This window comes from Roseivirga sp. 4D4 (genome assembly GCF_001747095.1).
In the GTDB taxonomy this organism is placed as follows: Bacteria; Bacteroidota; Bacteroidia; order Cytophagales; family Cyclobacteriaceae; genus Roseivirga.
Genome location: NZ_MDGP01000001.1, coordinates 2,510,340 through 2,529,373, shown reverse-complemented (window position 1 = coordinate 2,529,373; position 19,034 = coordinate 2,510,340). Strand labels below are relative to the sequence as shown.

Below are 19,034 nucleotides of genomic sequence, written 5' to 3'. Positions count from 1 at the left end.
AAAAAATACCACATCCTTTGGAGGACGTGGTATTCAATTTTGTGAGAGCTAGGAATTACTTACTCAAGATATCCGTGCTTCTCTTAATGAACTCAGTCAGGTCTTTGCCTTCTAGAAGCCCTTGAGACAGTAAAGCTAGGTCAAATGCCTGTTTTGCTACTTTCTCTTTCGTTTTGTCTGTTTTAGCACTGATGATTTTATCAGCTAATGGGTGATTACCATTTACTGATACATCATAGGTATCAGGCATTGATCCAAACATGTTGAATCCACCGCCACCTCCAGTAGCCTGCATTTCTTTCATTCTTCTCATGAATTCAGGCATGGTCACTGTCACAGGGGCATCTGAAGGAGATAATGGCTCGATTGAGACTTTGTAGGTTCCATTATTGATCGCCTTTTCAAAAACTCCTTTGAGCCCTTCTTTCTGCTCCTCAGAAATCACTAACTCACGCTTTTCGTCTTTGTCGATCAGCTTGTCTACGTTATCTGCATCCACTCGCTTGATTTGAGTTTTTTCAAGCTTGGTCTCCATATGATTAATGAAGTGACTATCAATTGGCGTATCAAAGACCAGCACATCATATGCCTTATCTGTCGCAGCAGTGATAAAGCTGTCCTGCTTGGCAGGGTGAGAAGAATATAACCAAACTTTGTTGTCGTCCTTATCCGTCTGATTCGTCTCAATGTGCTTTTGGTACTCATCGATAGTGAAGTACTTGCCTTCGGTGTTTTTCACCAAACCGAAGTCTTTCGCTTTGTCATAAAACTTCTCTTCTGAGAGCATTCCATACTTTACAAAAAGCCCGATATCATCCCATTTGCTTTCGTAAGACTCACGTTCTTTTTTGAAGAGTTCACCCAGCTTGTCTGCTACTTTCTTGGTGATATAGGCATTGATTTTCTTCACGTTTCCATCAGACTGTAAGTAACTTCTAGAAACGTTCAAAGGAATGTCTGGTGAGTCAATGATACCGTGTAGTAACATCAAGAATTCAGGTACAACATCTTTTACCTCGTCTGTGATGAACACCTGGCGAGAGTAGAGCTGGATCTTATTCTTCTGAACCTCAAAGTCATTCTTGATTTTCGGGAAGTAGAGAATACCTGTCAATTCAAATGGGTAGTCTACATTCAGGTGAATCCAGAATAATGGATCTTCCTGAAATGGATAGAGCTCTTTGTAGAACTTGATATAATCTTCATCTGAAAGATCAGAAGGAGACTTTGTCCAGATAGGAGTAGTGTTGTTGATGATGTTATCAACCTTGACGGTCTTATATTTCTTCTTACCCTCTTTGTCTTCTCCATCTTCCACTGACTCATCTTTCTCACCAAATTTTACTTCGATCGGTAAGAACTTAGCGTATTTGTCAAGGATGTTCTGGATACGCATTTCTTCCAAGAACTCCTCGGAATCATCATTTACGTGAAGCGTAATGGTTGTACCACGTGTTTTCCTCTTGCCAGCTTTGATTTCAAACTCAGTGCTGCCATCGCAAATCCATTTGGCTGGCTCGGCACCTTCCTGATATGACAAACTGTCTATTTCAACTTTACCAGCTACCATAAAGGCAGAGTAGAAACCTAGACCAAACTTACCGATGATCTCTTTGGCATCTCCAGCATCTTTGAATTTCTCAACGAATTCGGTCGCGCCAGAGAAGGCAATTTGGTTGATGTATTTTTTTATTTCCTCGGCCGTCATACCAATACCACTATCGCTAATGGTGATGGTTTTTTTCTTTTTATTGACAGCTACTTCAACCCTAGTTTCGCCAACTTCTCCGGTATATTCTCCTAGTGATGCCAGTCTTTTGAGTTTTTGAGTAGCATCGACTGCATTGGAAACAAGCTCTCTCAAAAAGATTTCATGATCTGAATAGAGGAACTTCTTAATGATGGGAAAAATGTTCTCGGTGTGAATCGAGATAGTACCTTTTTCTTGCATAGCTATTTTGTCATTGTTTTATTCTGTCGCCACAATATCAAATGCCATACCAATGGAGAAAGGGTGACATATTGTCAAGAACGGACTTTAACCCTAATGTCTTCTAACATGGATTGGCAGTCTCCTTCGGTTTTCATTAACCGTTGGACCGCCAGTTGAATAGGTATATTCTCAAAGTAATTATCCCGCACAAAGTGCACGAATTTCATACACAGAAACCCATCAAACCAAATGAAGAACTGCTTTCGAAATTGCTCGAGGTTTTTACAGTTTGACTTGATCAAGTTGATCTTTCCTTCGTACCCATAAGTTTGAACAAAGGTTCTTGGGATTTTAGGGAGTTGTTCGATAATGGCTTCTAGACGATATTCAAAAAATTGATCTACTGCGTCAATCAATACCCTGAGTTCTTTAAATACCCTTGGGTCATAGGTCAGGTAATCGTCTGAACCTTCATCTAACCAATCCTGCTGAGCTTTTCCAGTTCCGAAAGGCACACGATCTGAAGTACGACAGGACGGATATACAGTCGCATCGTTTATTTCAATAAACGCTTCATGTGGGATGATTTTATGAAGGAAATAAAAGTCTTCTCCTGCCTTGCGTTTGTTCATACCTCCATGCTTAGCATAAGTGGATGCCTTGACCAACATACACGAACCGATCGTTTGGATGGCAAAAGGAAAACCTGCCTGTTTTAGGCCTTCTACATAGTAGTATAGAAAAAGCTCATAATTGATAATCCCTTTTCTAAGTTTCTCATTCCTTTCAAGTTTGAATTGATGTTCGAAATGGACTTCGCCCAAACCAGCATTTGACTTTCCGAACTTCTCTTCTATTTCCGTCAAATAATTTTTTGACACCCTGCAATCTGCATCGAGACAACCGATGGTCCCATCTATACCAATAGCATCAAATCGCCTTAATGCTTCATCCATACCTGTCTTTCGTGCCAAGCCAACTCCGGCATGCTTTTTCGGCATGTCTAATGCTTCAATCAAATGGAAGTCTAAGTTTTGATGCTTTATTGACCCGTTCCATTTTTTGAAGGCCTCTATAGTTCTGAGGTTTTGTACCCTTACTTCCAAGTCGGTGATTTCACTTTGGTTTACCACAATGATTACTTCTATTGGAAAACTGGGAGGATAACAGGATGTCAAAGAGTTCAGTGTGCCGATGAGGTCTGGTTCATTATAACAGGGAATCACAATGATCAGTCCACAAGTGGAGTTTATGGGCTGATCAATGATCGGCTTTCTGGAAGCAAATCTCTTGAAGTAATTATTGATATAAAGCTCAGCTGTTTTGTTCACCTTTTGCAAATGTTGTGAAATATCTGGTGCGGGGGTAATTTTTATTTTTTTAACAATTGGATTAGCAAAGTTTAACCTTCGGCCAGAACATGTGTCAATGGAGATCAGTTTATTTTATCATAGTATCAAAACAACACTCAATGAAAAAGTTAATATTCCTTGCCGTTATCGCCTTAGTCTGCTCTTGTAATAACTCAGATGAAGAACCCTACGACCCAGTGGCCCAGTTGCAAATTGACTTAGGGTTAATTGATGCTCATCTCTCAGACAATGGGCAAACGGTTCAAATTCACCCTTCAGGAATAAGGTACTCTGTTAATAATACCGGTAATGGCGATTTTCCAATTAATGGGGATTCTGTCACGACACAATATGACATCTATACATTATCAGGTAGACTTATCGATACCACCAATGAAGATCTGGCCAGAGCTAATGGAATTTATTCTGCGAGTAGAAGTTATGGACCTTTCAAGTATTTGTTAGGTACCGGTACTGTTATTGAGGGTTACGAAATCGGGACATCACTCTTGAACGTTGGTGCTGAGGGTACCTTCTATGTCCCTTCGACACTGGCTTATCGGAATACTCCTGCGTTTGGACTTGAGAGAAATGAAATACTCAGGATAAGGATAGACGTGCTAGAAATATTCTGAATTCGATTACTTTTATTACAAGGAGACTCTTTGTGAACCTCCATCTGCAATGAATGAATTGAATGAAGTATTCTGTTGAAGTATTAAGTGCATCTTCACAAGAGTGGATAGATGCGGTGATGAACGATTTTCCGTCCTTTTTGCAGGATCATGCGGATTGCGAACGAAAAGCATCTGCCATGGCCATGAGCTTGATTGCGAAGTATCCTGATCGCGATTTTATCATTCCAGATCTTATTGATACTGCCCTAGAGGAGTTGGAGCATTTTCAACAGGTATATGAAGTAATGAAAGAGAAAAATGTGCCACTTCCCTCTAAAATGGAGCCTGATGTGTATATCCATCAACTGATGGAAGAAGCTAAAGGAGGCTCTTCAGACTCCCGTTTTTTAATCCGTTTGTTATTGGGTTCGGTAATCGAATGCCGTGGATGTGAGCGTTTCAAGTTGGTAGCCGACAATATTGAAGACCCTGTTCTCAAAAAATTCTACAAGGAGCTTTGGGTATCAGAAGCCAAGCATGGTAATATTTATGTTAAGCTTGCCCTTAACTACTTTGACGAAGACTTAGTGTATACAAAGCTAGATGAACTTATGCAGAAGGAAGCCAAAATATTAGCTGGTTTAAAGATTAGACCAGCTTTGCACTAAAAAATTATCTAATCCTATCAACAGATTTCACCAGTTTTTCGTCCTTACGAATGAATCTGTTGGATAGTAGATTACACATCATGGCAACGCCAACCAAATAAAAACCTATTTGAATACCACCTTGACCTTCGGGATTCACGAGGTTTTCATAGGTGTAGATCTTGTAGAAACTTAAACCTAGAGTAGCTGCCATGAATAAGGCATTCAATGCACCAAGTTTCATTTGATTTAAACGATTTTTGTATTGCAATATTGAGAAGATCGCTACGAGTATTACCAAAATTGCTAATACGCCTACATACCAAATCGAATCTGTCCTAATCACTTCATCATCCATTTGGTTTTGAAGAGTACCTGCTGTATCGAATACCTCCATTTTAAATGCACTTAGCCTTGCTACCTTGCTTTGGTCCGCACTGACCTCAGCCCAAATGAACATATTTAAAAAAGTAGCCATACAAATGGCCACCAATAACAAAAGAACAGTTTGAAATCGCTGAATCATCGGTTTTGAATTTGAGCTGCAAATATAGCCAAAAGCAGAGCGAATTTTGAAAGGGGAACTACGATTTGATTCAAGTGGTTTTCAGAGCTAAGGCAAATTGAGTTAATTCGTAGCGCATAAACTTTAGAGATGGAATCGGCATATATAGTAGATATTGTAAGGACCCCAATTGGGAAGTTTGGTGGCACACTCGCATCAGTTCGGCCAGACGATCTGGCAGCTCATGTGATTAAGGCCTTGATGGAAAGAAATTCCGCATTTGATCCACAATTGTTGGAAGATGTAGTTTTTGGAGCAGCCAATCAGGCAGGAGAGGATAATCGTAATGTTGCCCGAATGGCTGGGCTAATGGCTGGCTTGCCTGTGGAGGTTGGAGGCATAACCGTCAACAGGCTTTGTGCCTCAGGCTTACAGTCCATAATGGATGCGAGCCGCGGATTGATGGTAGGTGATGGTGAAGCCTACATTGCTGGGGGTACCGAAAGTATGACACGTGCTCCTTTTGTCCAGGGGAAATCAGAAACGGCATTTGGTAGAGCCACCAATATGTTTGATACAACGATTGGTTGGAGATTTCCTAATCCAAAATTATCTGCGATCCATTACCCTTACGCCATGGGAGAAACTGCTGAGAATGTTTCTGAAAAATGGAAAGTGAGTCGTGAAGATCAAGATAAATTTGCACACCATACCCAAGAGAAATATCAGGCAGCCCACGAAGCTGGAAAATTCAGTGATGAGATTGTGGCCATTGACATTCCACAACGCAGGGCAGACCCTCTTCATTTCGATAAAGACGAACACCCTAGGCTTTCATCACTAGAAAAGTTGGCCTCCTTAAAGCCAGCCTTTAAGGAGGGGGGAACTGTCACAGCAGGAAATTCATCTGGCATCAATGACGGTGCTGCAGCCTGTTTGATCGTTAATGAAGAGACTTTGAAGAAGTTCAACCTGACTCCAATGGCAAGAGTAAAGTCCATGGCCATCGCTGGAGTGTCCCCAGAGGTGATGGGAGTGGGGCCGATTCCGGCAACACAAAAAGCACTAAAAAGAGCAGGTATAAAAGCCAGTGACTTGGATTTAATTGAATTGAATGAGGCTTTTGCCGCACAAGCAATCCCCTGTATGCGAGAACTTGAACTTGACCCAGAGAAAGTCAATGTAAATGGCGGCTCTATTGCCATCGGTCATCCTCTAGGGGCTAGCGGAACGAGAATTTCGGCTACCCTCCTTCATGAAATGAAAAAAAGGGAAGGTGCAAAATATGGTTTGGCAACTATGTGTGTAGGCGTTGGCCAAGGGGCTGCAATCATCTTTGAGAAGTGCTAGTTAGGAGGAGATAGAAGTTAGGAGTTAGAATTTAGAATGGATAGGGCTTCATCATTTGAGGATTTAGTAGTTTGGCAGAAATCACATGCTGTTGTGCTTGAAATATATCACTTGACGGATTCCTTCCCGAAATCCGAACAATTTGGTTTAACCTCGCAAATGAGAAGAGCGGCTTATTCTATTCCATCCAATATTGCAGAAGGATTCGCAAAGAGAGGAATAAAGGATAAGCTACGGTTCTATAACATTTCTCAAGGGTCTATTCAGGAGCTGAAGTATTTCACAATATTGTCTGCAGACTTAAAGTATCATGATTCAAAAGAATTGCTGTTCAATAAGATTAATGAGGTTGGTAAGATGCTTTCTGGATATGTTTCAAAAATCTCCTCTAACTCCTAAATTCAGGCTTCTGACTCCTAATGAGATATTTCATCGACATCAGCTATAACGGCTCCAACTATCGCGGTTGGCAGGTGCAAGCCAATGCCCATACGGTGCAAGGAGAATTTCAAGCGTGTCTTTCCAAGGTGCTAAGGGTTCCAACGGAGATCATGGGAAGTGGAAGAACCGATACTGGTGTTCATGCAAAACAACAAATAGCTCATTTCGACAATGACCAGCATTTAGATACAGTTGATCTGGTCTACAAGCTGAACAGCATTCTACCTCCTGATATTGCTGTAAATGAAGTTAGAGAGGTAAAGCATGATGCTCATACCAGATTTGATGCCATTGAAAGGGCTTATCAATATTTCATCAATCCCCAAAAGTCACCTTTCTACGTGGGTCAAAGTTACTATTTCAGTCAGCCATTGGATCTTGACCTAATGAACGAGGCGGCAAAAGAACTGCTTGGTGAGCAAGATTTTGAGAGCTTTAGTAAGGTGAAAACGGAGGTGAATAACTTTATTTGCACTATTACCCAGGCAGAGTGGATTGTAGAAAACGATCAACTCGTTTTTCACGTAAGGGCAAACAGGTTTTTGCGGGGCATGGTAAGAGCGCTGGTAGGCACCTTGCTGGATGTCGGTCAGCAGAAACTTACTGTTGAAGAATTTGTTAATATTATTAAAGCCAAAGATCGCAAGGTTGCGGGAAGGGCTGTACCACCTCATGGATTGTTTTTGACTGAGGTCAAATATCCGGAGTCAATTTATCTCTAACGATTGGAACAAGAGAAAGAAAAAGTCAAAACCGGGAATCTGGTTGATTTTCAAGTATTAAAGAGGCTATTCCAGTTTGCAAGGCCATACATTAAGCAGTTTTACTTACTGGTATTTCTGACGATTTTCTTGGCTATACTCACACCGATCAGGCCATACATAGTGCAGCGTGCCATTGATGATTTTGTGCCTGCCGGAGACTATGATGGACTGGTTTTTATGACCACGATCCTAATAGGTCATATCATTCTCTTGGCCATTGTTCAGTATTCTCACACCTATTTGTCTGGCTGGGTTGGTCAAGTGATTATCAAGGATATAAGAGTAAAGTTGTATAGACACTTGCTCAAGCTGAGACTCAAGTTCTTTGATAAAACACCAATAGGAAGGCTGGTAACGAGGAACGTCTCTGACATCGAAACGCTCTCTAACGTCTTTAGTGAAGGCATTGCGGCTTTAATAGGAGATCTACTTCAACTCGTTTTTCTAATGGGTTTCATGTTCTATCTCGACTGGCGTTTGACCCTTGTCAGTTTATCAACATTACCATTACTGATTTTCAGTACCTATATCTTCAAAGAGAAGATCAAAGTGACTTTCAACTTGGTGCGAAACGCGGTTTCAAACCTTAACTCATTTGTTCAGGAGCACGTGACGGGGATGAACATTGTACAGATTTTCAATGCTGAAAAGCGTGAGATGGACAAGTTCAAAGAGATTAACACAGAGCACAAGAAAGCACATATCCGATCGGTACTTTATTACTCCATTTATTTCCCAGTTGCAGAGATTATACAGGCCATTGCGATCGGTATGGCGGTTTGGTACGGGGCGAGAGGAATCTTGATCAATACGGAAACAGGCCCGGGAGTAATCATCGCTTTTATCATGTACATCCAGATGTTCTTTAGACCTATCAGGATGATTGCCGATCGCTTTAACACACTCCAAATGGGTATTGTCAGTTCTAATCGAATCTTCGATCTATTAGATAGCAAAGACCATATCCCTGATGAAGGAGATTATAAGCCAGCGGAAATCAAAGGAAATGTGTCTTTCAAAAATGTTTGGTTTGCCTACAACGATGAAGATTATGTCCTAAAAGACATCTCATTTGAGGTAAAGGAAGGTGAAACGATCGCCTTAGTTGGAGCTACAGGAGCAGGGAAATCTTCAGTGATTAATCTTTTGTCTCGATTCTATGAAATCAACAAAGGAGAGATCGATATAGACGGAAGAGATGTCAAGGATTTTGATCTGGGGGCCTTACGTCAAAAAATTGGAGTGGTTCAACAGGATGTATTCCTTTTTTCTGATACTATTCGTCATAATATCACCCTCGGCAATCCTGATATCCCTGACAGCAAGATGATCGAGGCAGCGGAGTTGGTTGGCGTCAATAAGCTGATTCAAAAACTGCCTGGTGGCTATGACTACAATGTAATGGAAAGAGGTTCTACGCTTTCCGTAGGACAGAGACAATTGATCTCATTTGTTAGGGCTATGGTATACGATCCAAAAGTGATCGTGCTGGATGAAGCCACTTCTTCCGTAGACACAGAAACAGAAGAGTTGATTCAAAATGCCATTGAGGTACTGATGAAGGGTAGAACGGCAATTGTAATTGCGCATCGACTATCAACTATTCAAGGGGCTGACAAGATCATAGTGCTGGACAAAGGTGAGATTAAGGAAATAGGCAATCATCAAGAGCTCTTGGATAACAAGGGTTTCTATGCCAACCTATACCAAATGCAATACAAAGAAGTAATAGTCTCATGAGCAAAGGAAGAATTACCATTATTGGCGTTAGTGCAATCATCATTATAACGGCTGTTTATTTTTATCTCGGGGGATTAAATAAGGTTGAATACTCCATCGAAAATGTCAGTGACTATAACCTTGTAGGTGTTGCCTATCGGGGTAAGTCTGATAGTTCTGCCATTGAAGAAGCCTTTTTTAAGGCAAAGGAGCTTATTGAAGATGAAATTATTGACGGGACACTGGTAGTCATACATTACAATGATTCCACTTTAGCTGAAGATGAGCAAAAGCTGTTTATAGGGATTAAGTTGGATCAAGGATTAGCCTCCATACCTCAAGGCTATACCCGAATTACCATTCCGACCAAAAGAGCTGTTCGTGCAAGTATTGAAGCACACAATGTTGTGATGCCGAGCCCTAAGACAATCGAAAATAACATTCGGGAAAAAGCCGCAGAGGCCAGTATAAGGCTTCAGGATTTCACTGTTGAACAATACGTCTCCGCTAATGAGATTATTATAGACATGTTGGCGAAATAGCTTAGGCCGATTCCGCTGACTCTTCCTGTTTCAACTGTTTTTCGTACAGTTCCTTATAGACACCGTTTTGTGCCAAAAGGCTTTCATTGGTACCCTGTTCGATGATTTCACCATCATCAAGTACAATGATTTTGTCAGCAAGTTTTGCGGAAGAGACCCGGTGTGAAATAATCACAGTAGTACGCCCTTCCATGATATTCGCTAGGCTATTCAGGATGGTGTTTTCAGTATTGGTATCTACTGCCGATAGCGCATCATCAAGAATAAGAATGTTTGGGTTTCTGACTATTGCCCGAGCAATTGAAGCTCTTTGCTTTTGTCCTCCAGAAAGCGTGATTCCTCTCTCGCCCAACATGGTCTCAAAACCCTCAGGGAAGTCTGCAATATTGTCGTATAAGTCAGCATCCTTCGCGGCTTGAAAAACCTGCTCTTCTGTGATGTCATCATTGCCAAATGCAATGTTGTTTTTGATGGAATCAGAGAAGAGGAAAATATCCTGAGGGACATAGCCCATTTGACTCCGCAGGTTAGGGATGTTGTATTTTTTGATATCCTGATTGTCTACTGCAACAGAGCCACTTGTAGTGTCATACAGCCTAAGCATTAGGTTAGCAATAGTGCTTTTTCCTGAACCGGTTGTGCCAATGATCGCAATGGACTGACCTGCTTTTACATCAAAGGATACATTTTTTAGGGCTTTAATCCCTGAGTCAGGATAAGTGAAACTAACGTTATCAAATACCAGATCGCCCGCAATTTCTTTCTCTAGGTTCTCAGTAGATTGAATGTCGTTTTTCTCTCTCAGGAACTCATTGATTCGTTTTTGCGAAGCAGCGGCTCGTTGATTAATGCTAGTGATCCAGCCAAGGGCTGTCACGGGCCAAGTGAGCATGTTTACATAGATCACAAATTCCGCAATGTTTCCATATGTAATCTCACCATTGATCACTTGAGAACCGCCTATGTAAATGGTCAAGATCACACTCAGTCCGATAAGGGCCATAATCAGTGGAAAGAAAAGTGCATTGACGAAAGTCAATCGCAATGATCGATACTTATATTTTTCGCTTTCGTTTTCAAAACGCTGTGTTGAGTCTTGTTCTCTCACAAATGCTTTGAGTACACGAATGCCTGAAAATGCTTCCTGTACACTTGTTGATAGGTCAGAAAGGCTTTCTTGAATCTTTTCAGAGCGCTTGTTGATAATATTATTAACAAAATAGATGCTCACTGAAAGTATCGGCAATGGAAGTAAAGCATAAAAAGTAAGCTCAGCATTCACCCGAAGCATTTCATAGATCACCATAGGAAAAAGTACCAGCAGGTTAATTCCATACATGATTCCAGGCCCCAGATACATTCTTACCCTACTGACATCTTCAGAGATTCGATTCATCAAATCACCTGTATTATTCCTTCGGTAAAAGCTTAAGGGAAGGTTCTGGTACTGCTCGAAAACTTCGTTTTTCAGATCAAACTCAATCTTTCGAGACATAACAATGATGGTTTGCCTCACCAGAAATAGGAAAAAACCTCTTAAAAGCGCCATGAGAATCATGAGGGCACCCAGAACCAGAATGCCTACTTCCAACTGTTCGAACACTCCAGCGCTTAATTCACCCCCCTCAAACAAGCGGTAAAGGGCAAAACTCTCGGTTACATAGTCAATGGCATAGCGAACAACGCGTGCTGGCCAAACAGCAAAATAGTTTGAAACCACTAAGAAGATGAACCCCAGGATTAGAAGGTGTTTGTACTTATAGAGATACTTGTTGAGGTGCCTGAGTTCTTTCACGATAGTCTTAACAGAAACAACACATTAAAGGTTGCCGAGGGTACTTTTAATCTTTAGAAATGTCGATTAATTGGTTAGTTTTGCGCTCCGTCAAAAGACTGTTTCGGCAGATCTGAGGCAAATATAAAGTAAACTCTAATATGAATGTAATGGATGAAGTAGATGTAACCGAAAAAGCCGGTGGCATATCCATCTTTGAACAAACATCTAAGATGGGTCATGAGCAGATTGTTTTCTGCCAAGACAACGCAACAGGTCTTAAAGCAATCATTGGTGTTCACAACACAGTATTAGGTCCCGCGCTTGGAGGAACGCGATTTTGGAACTACGCTACTGAAGAAGAAGCCATTGTTGATGTACTAAGACTTTCTCGAGGTATGACCTATAAGGCTGCCGTATCGGGATTAAATTTGGGAGGTGGTAAAGCAGTAATTATTGGCGATGTCACTAAACTAAAAAATGAAGCATTTTTACGAAGGTTCGGGAAGTTCGTGAATAGCCTTGGAGGAAGGTATATCACAGCAGAAGACATGAATATGAAGACCAGCGATATGGAATATATCGGAATGGAGACAAAACATGTAACTGGACTTCCGGTAGAAATGGGTGGTAGTGGAGATCCTTCTCCAGTGACAGCCTATGGAGTCTATATGGGCATGAAGGCAGCAGCTAAGAAGGCATATGGAACCGATAGCTTGAATGGGAAAAAAGTTTCTGTTCAAGGAGTGGGTCAGGTAGGGATGTACTTGGTTAATCACCTGGTTGAGGAAGGAGCCGTAGTTTCAATTACAGATATCAATCAAGAAAGACTTGCAAAAGTGTCTAATGACACTGGAGCTACTGTGGTGGGTATGGATGAAATCTATGATCTAGATGTCGATATTTATGCGCCATGCGCGATGGGAGCCACTCTAAATGATAATACAATTGGGAGATTGAAGGCTAGCGTGATCGCAGGTGCAGCTAATAATCAGTTAGAAGATGAAGCGAGACATGGTCAAATGCTTATCGATGCTGGTATTCTATATGCTCCGGATTTTGTGATCAATGCAGGTGGAATTATTAATATCTCAGGTGAGTTGGCTGGTGCTTACAATAAGCAACAGGCTTATTCATGGACTGAGAAAATCTATGATACAACGCACAATATCTTTGCACTAGCGACTGAGAAAGGTATTCCTACTCAGGATGCTGCAATGAAATTGGCAGAAAAACGAATAGAAGACATAGGAAGAGTGAAACTTTCAATGTAATATTAGGTGGGTGGTTAGAAATGCTACCCACTACTACTTAATTTTATAGTTCTTATACTTTTTGCAATGCTCAACAGGAGATCATTACGAGTAAAAGCCATGCAGACCATTTTCGCCTTCGGTCAGTGTAAAGAGGCTAACTACAATATAGGCTTGAAGGAGATCGAGGAAGCTTTTCAGCCTGACTTGAACTCGATGGAAGCTCCAGATCACGACTTATTAAAGTCAAATCAAGAGCAAGCAAAAGCAGTGCTGTCAGAAAAAGTAATTCAACGACCGCTCCCTGAGGGAATGGAAGTGTCTAAAGAAGCACAATCTGCCGCAAATCAAGCGCATAAGAATTATCTCAGCAATACGAAGGAAGACTTAACCAGACTGAAAAAGTCAATGATTCTTGATGCAGAGTCTTTGGTCGACCATTTCCTATGGGTAATCAGTCTACTGATTGCATGGTCTGATCTGAGCAAATCTGAATCAGACAAGAAGCAAAAGCTTTCTCCCGAGAAGCTACTAGTCGGTGACTACAACCTTTCGCAAAATAAGATCATCGACTTTTTTAGGAAGTCGTCAAAAGTTCAAGTCGCCCTAGTTAAAAAGGATATGAGCTGGGAGGGGGAAGAAGATAACCTAAAGAGCTGGTATAAGGATGTGCTCAAGAAGGATGAGAATTTTAGTTCCTATAGAAGAACAGCTAATCCGACATTCAAGCAAGACAAGGAAATTGTTGATCATCTGATTAAACAAATTGTTTTTAAGGCGGATGTTATCCTGTCTTATTTTGAAGAACAAGACATCCATTGGGTCGAGAATAAAGCCATCATAAGGAGTTTGGTAGCCAGATCGGTAAGAGATGTTGAAGAGGATACAGAGCCAAAGACATTCGATTTGCCTGACTTCTCTAACAATTGGGAAGAGGACAAGGAGTTCTTTGAAAAAATCCTTGACACAACCGTAAAGCACGATCGGGAGTATAGTGAAATGATTGCTGCCAAAACAAAGAATTGGGAGGTGGATAGACTGGCAAATACGGATCAAATAATACTTAAAATGGCCATTTCCGAAATGATGAATTTCAGAAACATCCCTGTGAAGGTGACCATTAATGAGTATATTGAGCTCTCAAAAAATTACAGCACACCTAAAAGCAAGCAGTTTGTTAACGGGATTTTAGATGTGATATCAAGCGACCTTAAGGAAAATGGTCAATTGAAAAAATCGGGCAGAGGCCTATTAGACAACAAATAAGATTATGAGTAAAGGGTCAAGTAGTTTATTGGCATTTGTGATTGGTGCGGCAACTGGTGCCATTTTGGGGATACTATATGCGCCAGATAAAGGTTCTAACACAAGAGATAAGCTGTCTTATCAGTTAGATAAGTATAAGAAACAATTAGAAGACCTGTTAGAAGACTTGATTAATGGAAAAGTAGAGATTTCTTCTACAGCCAAAAAAGAAGGTCAAAAGGTAGTCTCAGACGCACGTCAAAAAGCAGAACAGCTATTGAGCGATGTGGATGACTTGATAGGTCAGATAAAATCAGGAGAAAAAGAATAAAATTTAAAACTATGAAAACTAAAGTTACACTTCTTAGTGCACTTGCATGCATTGTGATGCTTAGTAGTTGTGGAAATGCTGAGCTTGAGAAAAGAGTTGCAAACCTAGAAAGAAGAATCAACCAAATGGAGAATGGTAATGTGGTAAGAAATACTGCTACACCTACTTCATCAGCGCAAGCGATTGAAACAAATGTTGCTTCAGGTGCTTCATTCAAATGGGAAAAAACAACCCATAACTTCGGTACAATCAATCAAGGTGAAGTGGTGAACTTTACGTATAAGTTCACTAACAATGGCACCGAGGATCTTTTGGTACAGAGTGCCTCCGCTTCTTGTGGTTGTACTGTTCCTAAGAAACCTACAGGACCAATTGCCCCAGGAGAAACAGGAGAGATTGTTGTAAGGTATGACAGTAAGGGAAAATCAGGTCAAGTAAGCCCTGTAATCACAATTGTTGCCAACACCAACCCAAGACAAACAAGGTTAAGCCTAAGAGGATTCGTTCAGGTAGGAGCGGTACCTCAACCATAAGAAAGATTTAATGATATATTCAATTTTAGCCCAAGCAGAACCACAAGGTAGTGGTTGGATGTCCCAACTCATACTATTTGGTGGTATCGCTCTAGTGTTTTACTTCTTCATGATTCGTCCGCAGCAGAAAAAGCAAAAGGACCAGAAGAAGTTTATCAGCGAGATTAAAAAAGGTGATGCTGTAGTAACGATAGGTGGTGTACACGGAAAAGTATATGCTCACGATGATGATACTATCACTATTGAAGTTGACAAGAGCACTAAGATTAAATTTGAAAGATCTGCAATCTCTCTGGAGGCAAGCAAGCGTGAGTCTGATAAATCATAACTCGCTTGAAAAGTGCAGAGGACATAATTGAAAGATTAAAGAAGTCTTTTCATACACCAAGTAAGAAAGACGAAAGAATAAAGGTGGTAGTGATATGCATAGTCATATCTACCACCTTTTGGTTTTTTAGTGCTCTGAATAAAGAAGATTACATTAGCCAAATCAACTACCCGATCGAAATCGAGTTTGATGAGTCTGAATACATAGCCACGCGCGACCTACCCACCAGAGTTCCAATTGAAGTCACTGGTGGAGGCTGGGACCTTATGACACGATCCTTTGGATTTAATATGAGTCCTATTAAAATTGCGTTGGATAAGCCTGACGAATCCAATTACGTCATGACTTCATCGTTGAGAGGGCAATTGACCCCACGCCTCGATCCTGTGGTCATCAACTATATTTTGAGAGACTCCATTAACTACGACATTCAAAAGAAGGTCTCCAGAACTTTTAAACTCGCTTTAGACCCTTCTTCCATAAGTCTAGATGATAGCTACAGGATATCATCACCAATCAGTATTCAACCCGATACAGTTGTCTGGACGGGTCCTGAGCGTACAATAAGAGATCTTGATCGTGTTATCTATTTAGAGGCTAACCTCACAGAAATAGATAGGGATGTGACAGAGGAAGTTGATATTCCGAAAGCACCAGAGTTTGTTAATACTGCTCTAGAATCTGTTTCTGTGAGCTTTGAGGTGGTTCGTATGCTGGATGTTAGTGATAATGTGCCGATTGTATTACTCAATTTCCCAGATAGTACATGGCGACCAAATATCAGCGAGGCATCTATAAAGTATAAGATTGCCGAAACCCATTTCGATGCTGTGGACTCTGCCCGGGTCCAAGTAGTTGCAGACTTCAACGAAATGAACCCTTCAGACTCATCTCTAGTGCTCAAGGTGGGTTTTCGCGATGAGCATGTCGATGAATTGGAGGTGTTGCCTGCTTCAATTAGAGTTTTCAAAAATGACTAAGCCTCGGAGCATTGGTATCACAGGTGGGATAGGCTCTGGAAAAAGCACTGTGTGTCGGATATTCGAATCCTTAGGAGTGCCCATCTATTATGCGGATGATCGAGGCAAATACTTGTTGAAAAATGACAAAGGCTTGGTCGAAAGTGTCAAGTCGATATTTGGTGAAGAAAGCTACTTAGCTGATGGCGAGCTCAACCGATCTTATTTGGCCAAGGTCGTTTTCTCGCAATCTTCGGAACTTGCGAAGCTTAATGCCCTTGTTCATCCCGCTGTGGCAAAGGATTTTGAACAATGGTTCAATGAACATAGTGGACATTCTTATGTCCTGAAAGAGGCCGCCTTGCTCTTTGAGACTGAATCCTATAAATCATTGGACGAAACTATCTGTGTTTTCGCGCCTAAGAAAGTAAGGTTAGAACGTGTTCTACTTCGTGATATTCAAAGAACAGTTCAACAGGTTGAGCAAATCATGGATCAACAAACCAGTGATCGGCTTAGACGAGAATTGACTACTTATTCCATCCAAAATGATTCGGAGAGCCTGCTCATTCCTCAAGTGATGAAGATTCACAAGGAAATCCTAAGGTCAGCTAGCAATTGATTTAATATTGATTTGATCGGCATAGAACTTCATTCTCGTATGCTGATAGTCTAAGGGCTGTATTTTCTCTATAAAGTCTTGTTTGTGGTTGTAGAAGACTTCTACATAGTCATTCTTGTAGAGGTATAGATTTACTTTATATCCGTAATACCTAATAGAAAGTATAAAGGTGCCATCAAGAAAGAGTAGGCGCGTCTGCTCGCTGGTGGATAGCTTTAAGAAATCTTCTATGCCTTGGGACATAAGTGAAGATAAGCATTTCGCTCAAGAATCAATGATGTAAGGTGTGATAAAACAGACGCTTCTTTCGGAAGGATGTTTTGTAAATGAAGATGTGGTGACCTTTTTCAGTGTAGTCGTTCAGTTCTGATTTGAAGACGAAGTTTCGCTTATTCAGCCGGCTTAGTATGCCGATCGCTTTCTTGAATGAATCGGCTTGCCAGCACCTGAAATGCTTGCATTCGATGTCTCTTAAAATCCTTGTTTTTATGCCCTTGAGGATAGGTTCTGTACTAACTCCCACTTGCCACACATAGCCCTGATCCGAATAGAAGGTATTCGATTCCATCCAGTTTTCTATTTCTTCAAAAAGCGATGGGCTTTTGAGACGATAGTCAAATTCATAAGCCAACTCGGAAGTTGAATTCATTATTGCTTGGGCCTTAAGTTGAGAGTGGTGATTCTCTACTGCATGAGTAACAGTATGTTGAAGTAAATACATAAACATCGGAAAATCAAGCGCTTAGCTTGAAAAGGGTCCGCTCAGCAGTTTACCAAGCTCACTTCTTTAATGATTCAAGTAGCTGAAGTAGGGTATAACTAGAAAAATACCCAAAAGTGGGTATTGTCAGATGGTTGACTTAATGATAACATGCAAGAGCAAACAGACCTCTGTTCAAGGCTCAAATTAGAGCTTCAGGGGTCTTTTTCTAAACAAGCTCCATGAGAAAGATAAACGTCAAGCAATTCTTGAAAATCCTTAAAGGTGAAGACTTGGAGTTTAGAATTTCTCCTTTTCCATTCAAGCTGAATCAGTCTGTACATATTTCGGGTATTCATTTGCCCTATGACTTAGATTTTACAAACTGTACTATGGATCATGTCGTATTCACGGATTGTCGGTTCTCTGGAAACGTTAAGGTCTCGAAGTCTAAGCTTAGGAATTTGACTTTCAGGGAGTGTAGATTGCATGATGTGGAGGTTGATTCCTCATCGATTGGTGATTTCGCTTTGGAAGGATCAAGTGAGCTGAAGGAGCTAATAGTCAAAGCTTCTGATATCCATAAAGTCATTGTAGAGGATAATCCAATCTATGAGACGATTCATATTGGCTGCGAGAACAATGTGCGGGATTGCCGAATATCTAACAATGGTGAGCCTGAGAAAAACTCATTTTCTACCAGAGTATTCATCTGCCCTGAAAGGTTTGAGAATATAAGCCTCAGTAATCTGACTACAGAAGCCCTTCACATTGGTACATTCGGTGAGTACGCAAAGTTTATCGTTAAAGATGTTAATGCTGAAGTAGTGCTCATTGATGGTTGTTCAGCCGAACTGTCCAAAGTCAAGTTTGAAAATGTTCGACCATTAGATGCTTCCATAAGTGCCCTTCATTTCATCAACACACCATTCGATCCTGAGGTCTTCGGAGATAATGCTTTTAGCGATTACAAAGTCACCAAAATCCATCACCAAAATGTCGATGTTGCTTCATTGATGCTGAACTAAGCCTAAGGTAACTTACGAGCCTACTAATTTGTTCTAATTGCACTATATCAATGGGAAGTTTAAGGCTTCTTAGGTCGTCTCGATAGCTTTTCCTTGGATCATTCGCATATACTTCGAAAGCAGTGCATTTCCTGTAATAGATTGACTTTCAATTGGGTGAATTCAATATATTGGTTCCCTCAATTAAATAAATCGACTATGAAAAAGACAATGCTATTATTATTCGCCCTTACAGTTTTAACTTTTGGATGCGCTGATAACGCAGAAGATACCATGCCAGATCCGGTAGTTCCTGAGATACAACAATTAGATGACCAGAAAAGTGGTACGGGTGAAGAGGCATCAGGAAAAGTGATGAAGAGGCGTACTACAAAAAAACGCGGATAATCTC

General features: G+C 40.9%; 22 protein-coding genes. 16 read left to right on the top strand and 6 right to left on the bottom strand.

The window, feature by feature from the left end:
- Positions 1-55: 55 nt before the first annotated feature.
- The gene (gene htpG / locus BFP97_RS11165; RefSeq protein WP_069842499.1) at positions 56-1,951 is read right to left on the bottom strand and encodes a molecular chaperone HtpG; all 1,896 of its coding nucleotides are present in this window, start codon (positions 1,949-1,951) and stop codon (positions 56-58) included.
- 74 nt (positions 1,952-2,025) lie between these two features.
- Positions 2,026-3,264 carry a glycosyltransferase gene (locus BFP97_RS11160; RefSeq protein ID WP_069842498.1) on the bottom strand — a complete coding sequence of 413 codons (1,239 nt, stop codon included), beginning with the start codon at positions 3,262-3,264 and terminating at the stop codon, positions 2,026-2,028.
- 140 nt (positions 3,265-3,404) lie between these two features.
- Between BFP97_RS11160 and BFP97_RS11155 the strand changes: the two genes are divergently transcribed.
- Together BFP97_RS11155 and BFP97_RS11150 are read left to right on the top strand one after the other, a co-directional pair.
- Positions 3,405-3,920: an FKBP-type peptidyl-prolyl cis-trans isomerase gene (locus BFP97_RS11155; protein ID WP_069842497.1), complete on the top strand. Its 516-nt coding sequence runs from the start codon at positions 3,405-3,407 to the stop codon at positions 3,918-3,920.
- A gap of 62 nt (positions 3,921-3,982) precedes the next feature.
- Positions 3,983-4,570, top strand: a complete 588-nt coding sequence (locus BFP97_RS11150; protein ID WP_069842496.1) for a tRNA-(ms[2]io[6]A)-hydroxylase — start codon at positions 3,983-3,985, stop codon at positions 4,568-4,570.
- Positions 4,571-4,574: 4 nt separating this feature from the next.
- Here BFP97_RS11150 and BFP97_RS11145 read toward each other — a convergent pair whose 3' ends face one another.
- Entirely contained in the window at positions 4,575-5,075 is a 501-nt protein-coding gene (locus BFP97_RS11145; RefSeq protein WP_069842495.1) for a DUF4293 domain-containing protein, read from the bottom strand.
- A 129-nt stretch (positions 5,076-5,204) separates the two neighbouring features.
- On the opposite strand from BFP97_RS11145, the gene BFP97_RS11140 reads away from it, so the two are divergent.
- Genes BFP97_RS11140 through BFP97_RS11120 form a run of 5 tightly spaced genes read left to right on the top strand, consistent with a single transcriptional unit; the run spans position 5,205 to position 9,870 of the window.
- On the top strand, positions 5,205-6,404 hold the full coding sequence (locus BFP97_RS11140; protein WP_069842494.1) for a thiolase family protein: 1,200 nt from the start codon (positions 5,205-5,207) through the stop codon (positions 6,402-6,404).
- Between the two features lie 36 nt (positions 6,405-6,440).
- Positions 6,441-6,803: a four helix bundle protein gene (locus tag BFP97_RS11135; RefSeq protein ID WP_069842493.1), complete on the top strand. Its 363-nt coding sequence runs from the start codon at positions 6,441-6,443 to the stop codon at positions 6,801-6,803.
- Positions 6,804-6,823: 20 nt separating this feature from the next.
- Entirely contained in the window at positions 6,824-7,567 is a 744-nt protein-coding gene (truA, locus tag BFP97_RS11130) for a tRNA pseudouridine(38-40) synthase TruA (protein WP_069842492.1), read from the top strand.
- Between the two features lie 3 nt (positions 7,568-7,570).
- Positions 7,571-9,349, top strand: coding sequence for an ABC transporter ATP-binding protein (locus BFP97_RS11125; RefSeq protein ID WP_069842491.1), 1,779 nt, complete (start codon positions 7,571-7,573; stop codon positions 9,347-9,349).
- Positions 9,346-9,870, top strand: a complete 525-nt coding sequence (locus BFP97_RS11120) for a GyrI-like domain-containing protein (protein ID WP_069842490.1) — start codon at positions 9,346-9,348, stop codon at positions 9,868-9,870. The genes BFP97_RS11125 and BFP97_RS11120 overlap by 4 nt, the downstream gene beginning before the upstream one ends.
- Position 9,871: 1 nt before the next feature.
- On the opposite strand, the gene BFP97_RS11115 is transcribed toward BFP97_RS11120, so the two are convergent.
- Positions 9,872-11,665, bottom strand: a complete 1,794-nt coding sequence (locus BFP97_RS11115; protein ID WP_069842489.1) for an ABC transporter ATP-binding protein — start codon at positions 11,663-11,665, stop codon at positions 9,872-9,874.
- Between the two features lie 149 nt (positions 11,666-11,814).
- Here BFP97_RS11115 and BFP97_RS11110 point away from each other — a divergent pair, with 149 nt between their 5' ends.
- From BFP97_RS11110 to coaE, 7 genes are all read left to right on the top strand, one after another.
- Positions 11,815-12,918, top strand: a complete 1,104-nt coding sequence (locus tag BFP97_RS11110; protein ID WP_069844281.1) for a Glu/Leu/Phe/Val family dehydrogenase — start codon at positions 11,815-11,817, stop codon at positions 12,916-12,918.
- Positions 12,919-12,984: 66 nt separating this feature from the next.
- Positions 12,985-14,163, top strand: coding sequence for a transcription antitermination factor NusB (nusB, locus tag BFP97_RS11105; protein ID WP_069842488.1), 1,179 nt, complete (start codon positions 12,985-12,987; stop codon positions 14,161-14,163).
- Between the two features lie 4 nt (positions 14,164-14,167).
- Positions 14,168-14,473, top strand: coding sequence for a YtxH domain-containing protein (locus BFP97_RS11100; RefSeq protein ID WP_069842487.1), 306 nt, complete (start codon positions 14,168-14,170; stop codon positions 14,471-14,473).
- Positions 14,474-14,484: 11 nt separating this feature from the next.
- The gene (locus BFP97_RS11095) at positions 14,485-15,006 is read left to right on the top strand and encodes a DUF1573 domain-containing protein (protein ID WP_069842486.1); all 522 of its coding nucleotides are present in this window, start codon (positions 14,485-14,487) and stop codon (positions 15,004-15,006) included.
- Between the two features lie 10 nt (positions 15,007-15,016).
- A complete protein-coding gene (gene yajC, locus BFP97_RS11090; protein WP_069842485.1) occupies positions 15,017-15,334 on the top strand; it encodes a preprotein translocase subunit YajC in 318 nt (105 codons plus the stop codon).
- A 5-nt stretch (positions 15,335-15,339) separates the two neighbouring features.
- Positions 15,340-16,314, top strand: a complete 975-nt coding sequence (locus tag BFP97_RS11085) for a hypothetical protein (RefSeq protein WP_069842484.1) — start codon at positions 15,340-15,342, stop codon at positions 16,312-16,314.
- Positions 16,307-16,915: a dephospho-CoA kinase gene (coaE, locus tag BFP97_RS11080; RefSeq protein ID WP_069842483.1), complete on the top strand. Its 609-nt coding sequence runs from the start codon at positions 16,307-16,309 to the stop codon at positions 16,913-16,915. The genes BFP97_RS11085 and coaE overlap by 8 nt, the downstream gene beginning before the upstream one ends.
- Here coaE and BFP97_RS11075 read toward each other — a convergent pair.
- Complete coding sequence (locus BFP97_RS11075) at positions 16,901-17,158, bottom strand: hypothetical protein (protein WP_069842482.1); 258 nt, start codon at positions 17,156-17,158, stop codon at positions 16,901-16,903. The two genes, coaE and BFP97_RS11075, sit on opposite strands and share 15 nt — an antisense overlap.
- A 28-nt stretch (positions 17,159-17,186) precedes the next feature.
- Positions 17,187-17,564 (bottom strand): hypothetical protein, encoded by a 378-nt coding sequence (locus BFP97_RS11070; RefSeq protein ID WP_139135274.1) that lies wholly within the window; start codon positions 17,562-17,564, stop codon positions 17,187-17,189.
- A gap of 293 nt (positions 17,565-17,857) precedes the next feature.
- Here BFP97_RS11070 and BFP97_RS11065 point away from each other — a divergent pair, with 293 nt between their 5' ends.
- Both BFP97_RS11065 and BFP97_RS11060 read left to right on the top strand, forming a co-directional pair.
- A complete protein-coding gene (locus tag BFP97_RS11065) occupies positions 17,858-18,643 on the top strand; it encodes a hypothetical protein (protein WP_069842480.1) in 786 nt (261 codons plus the stop codon).
- A gap of 210 nt (positions 18,644-18,853) precedes the next feature.
- Entirely contained in the window at positions 18,854-19,030 is a 177-nt protein-coding gene (locus BFP97_RS11060) for a hypothetical protein (RefSeq protein ID WP_221406602.1), read from the top strand.
- Positions 19,031-19,034: the final 4 nt, after the last annotated feature.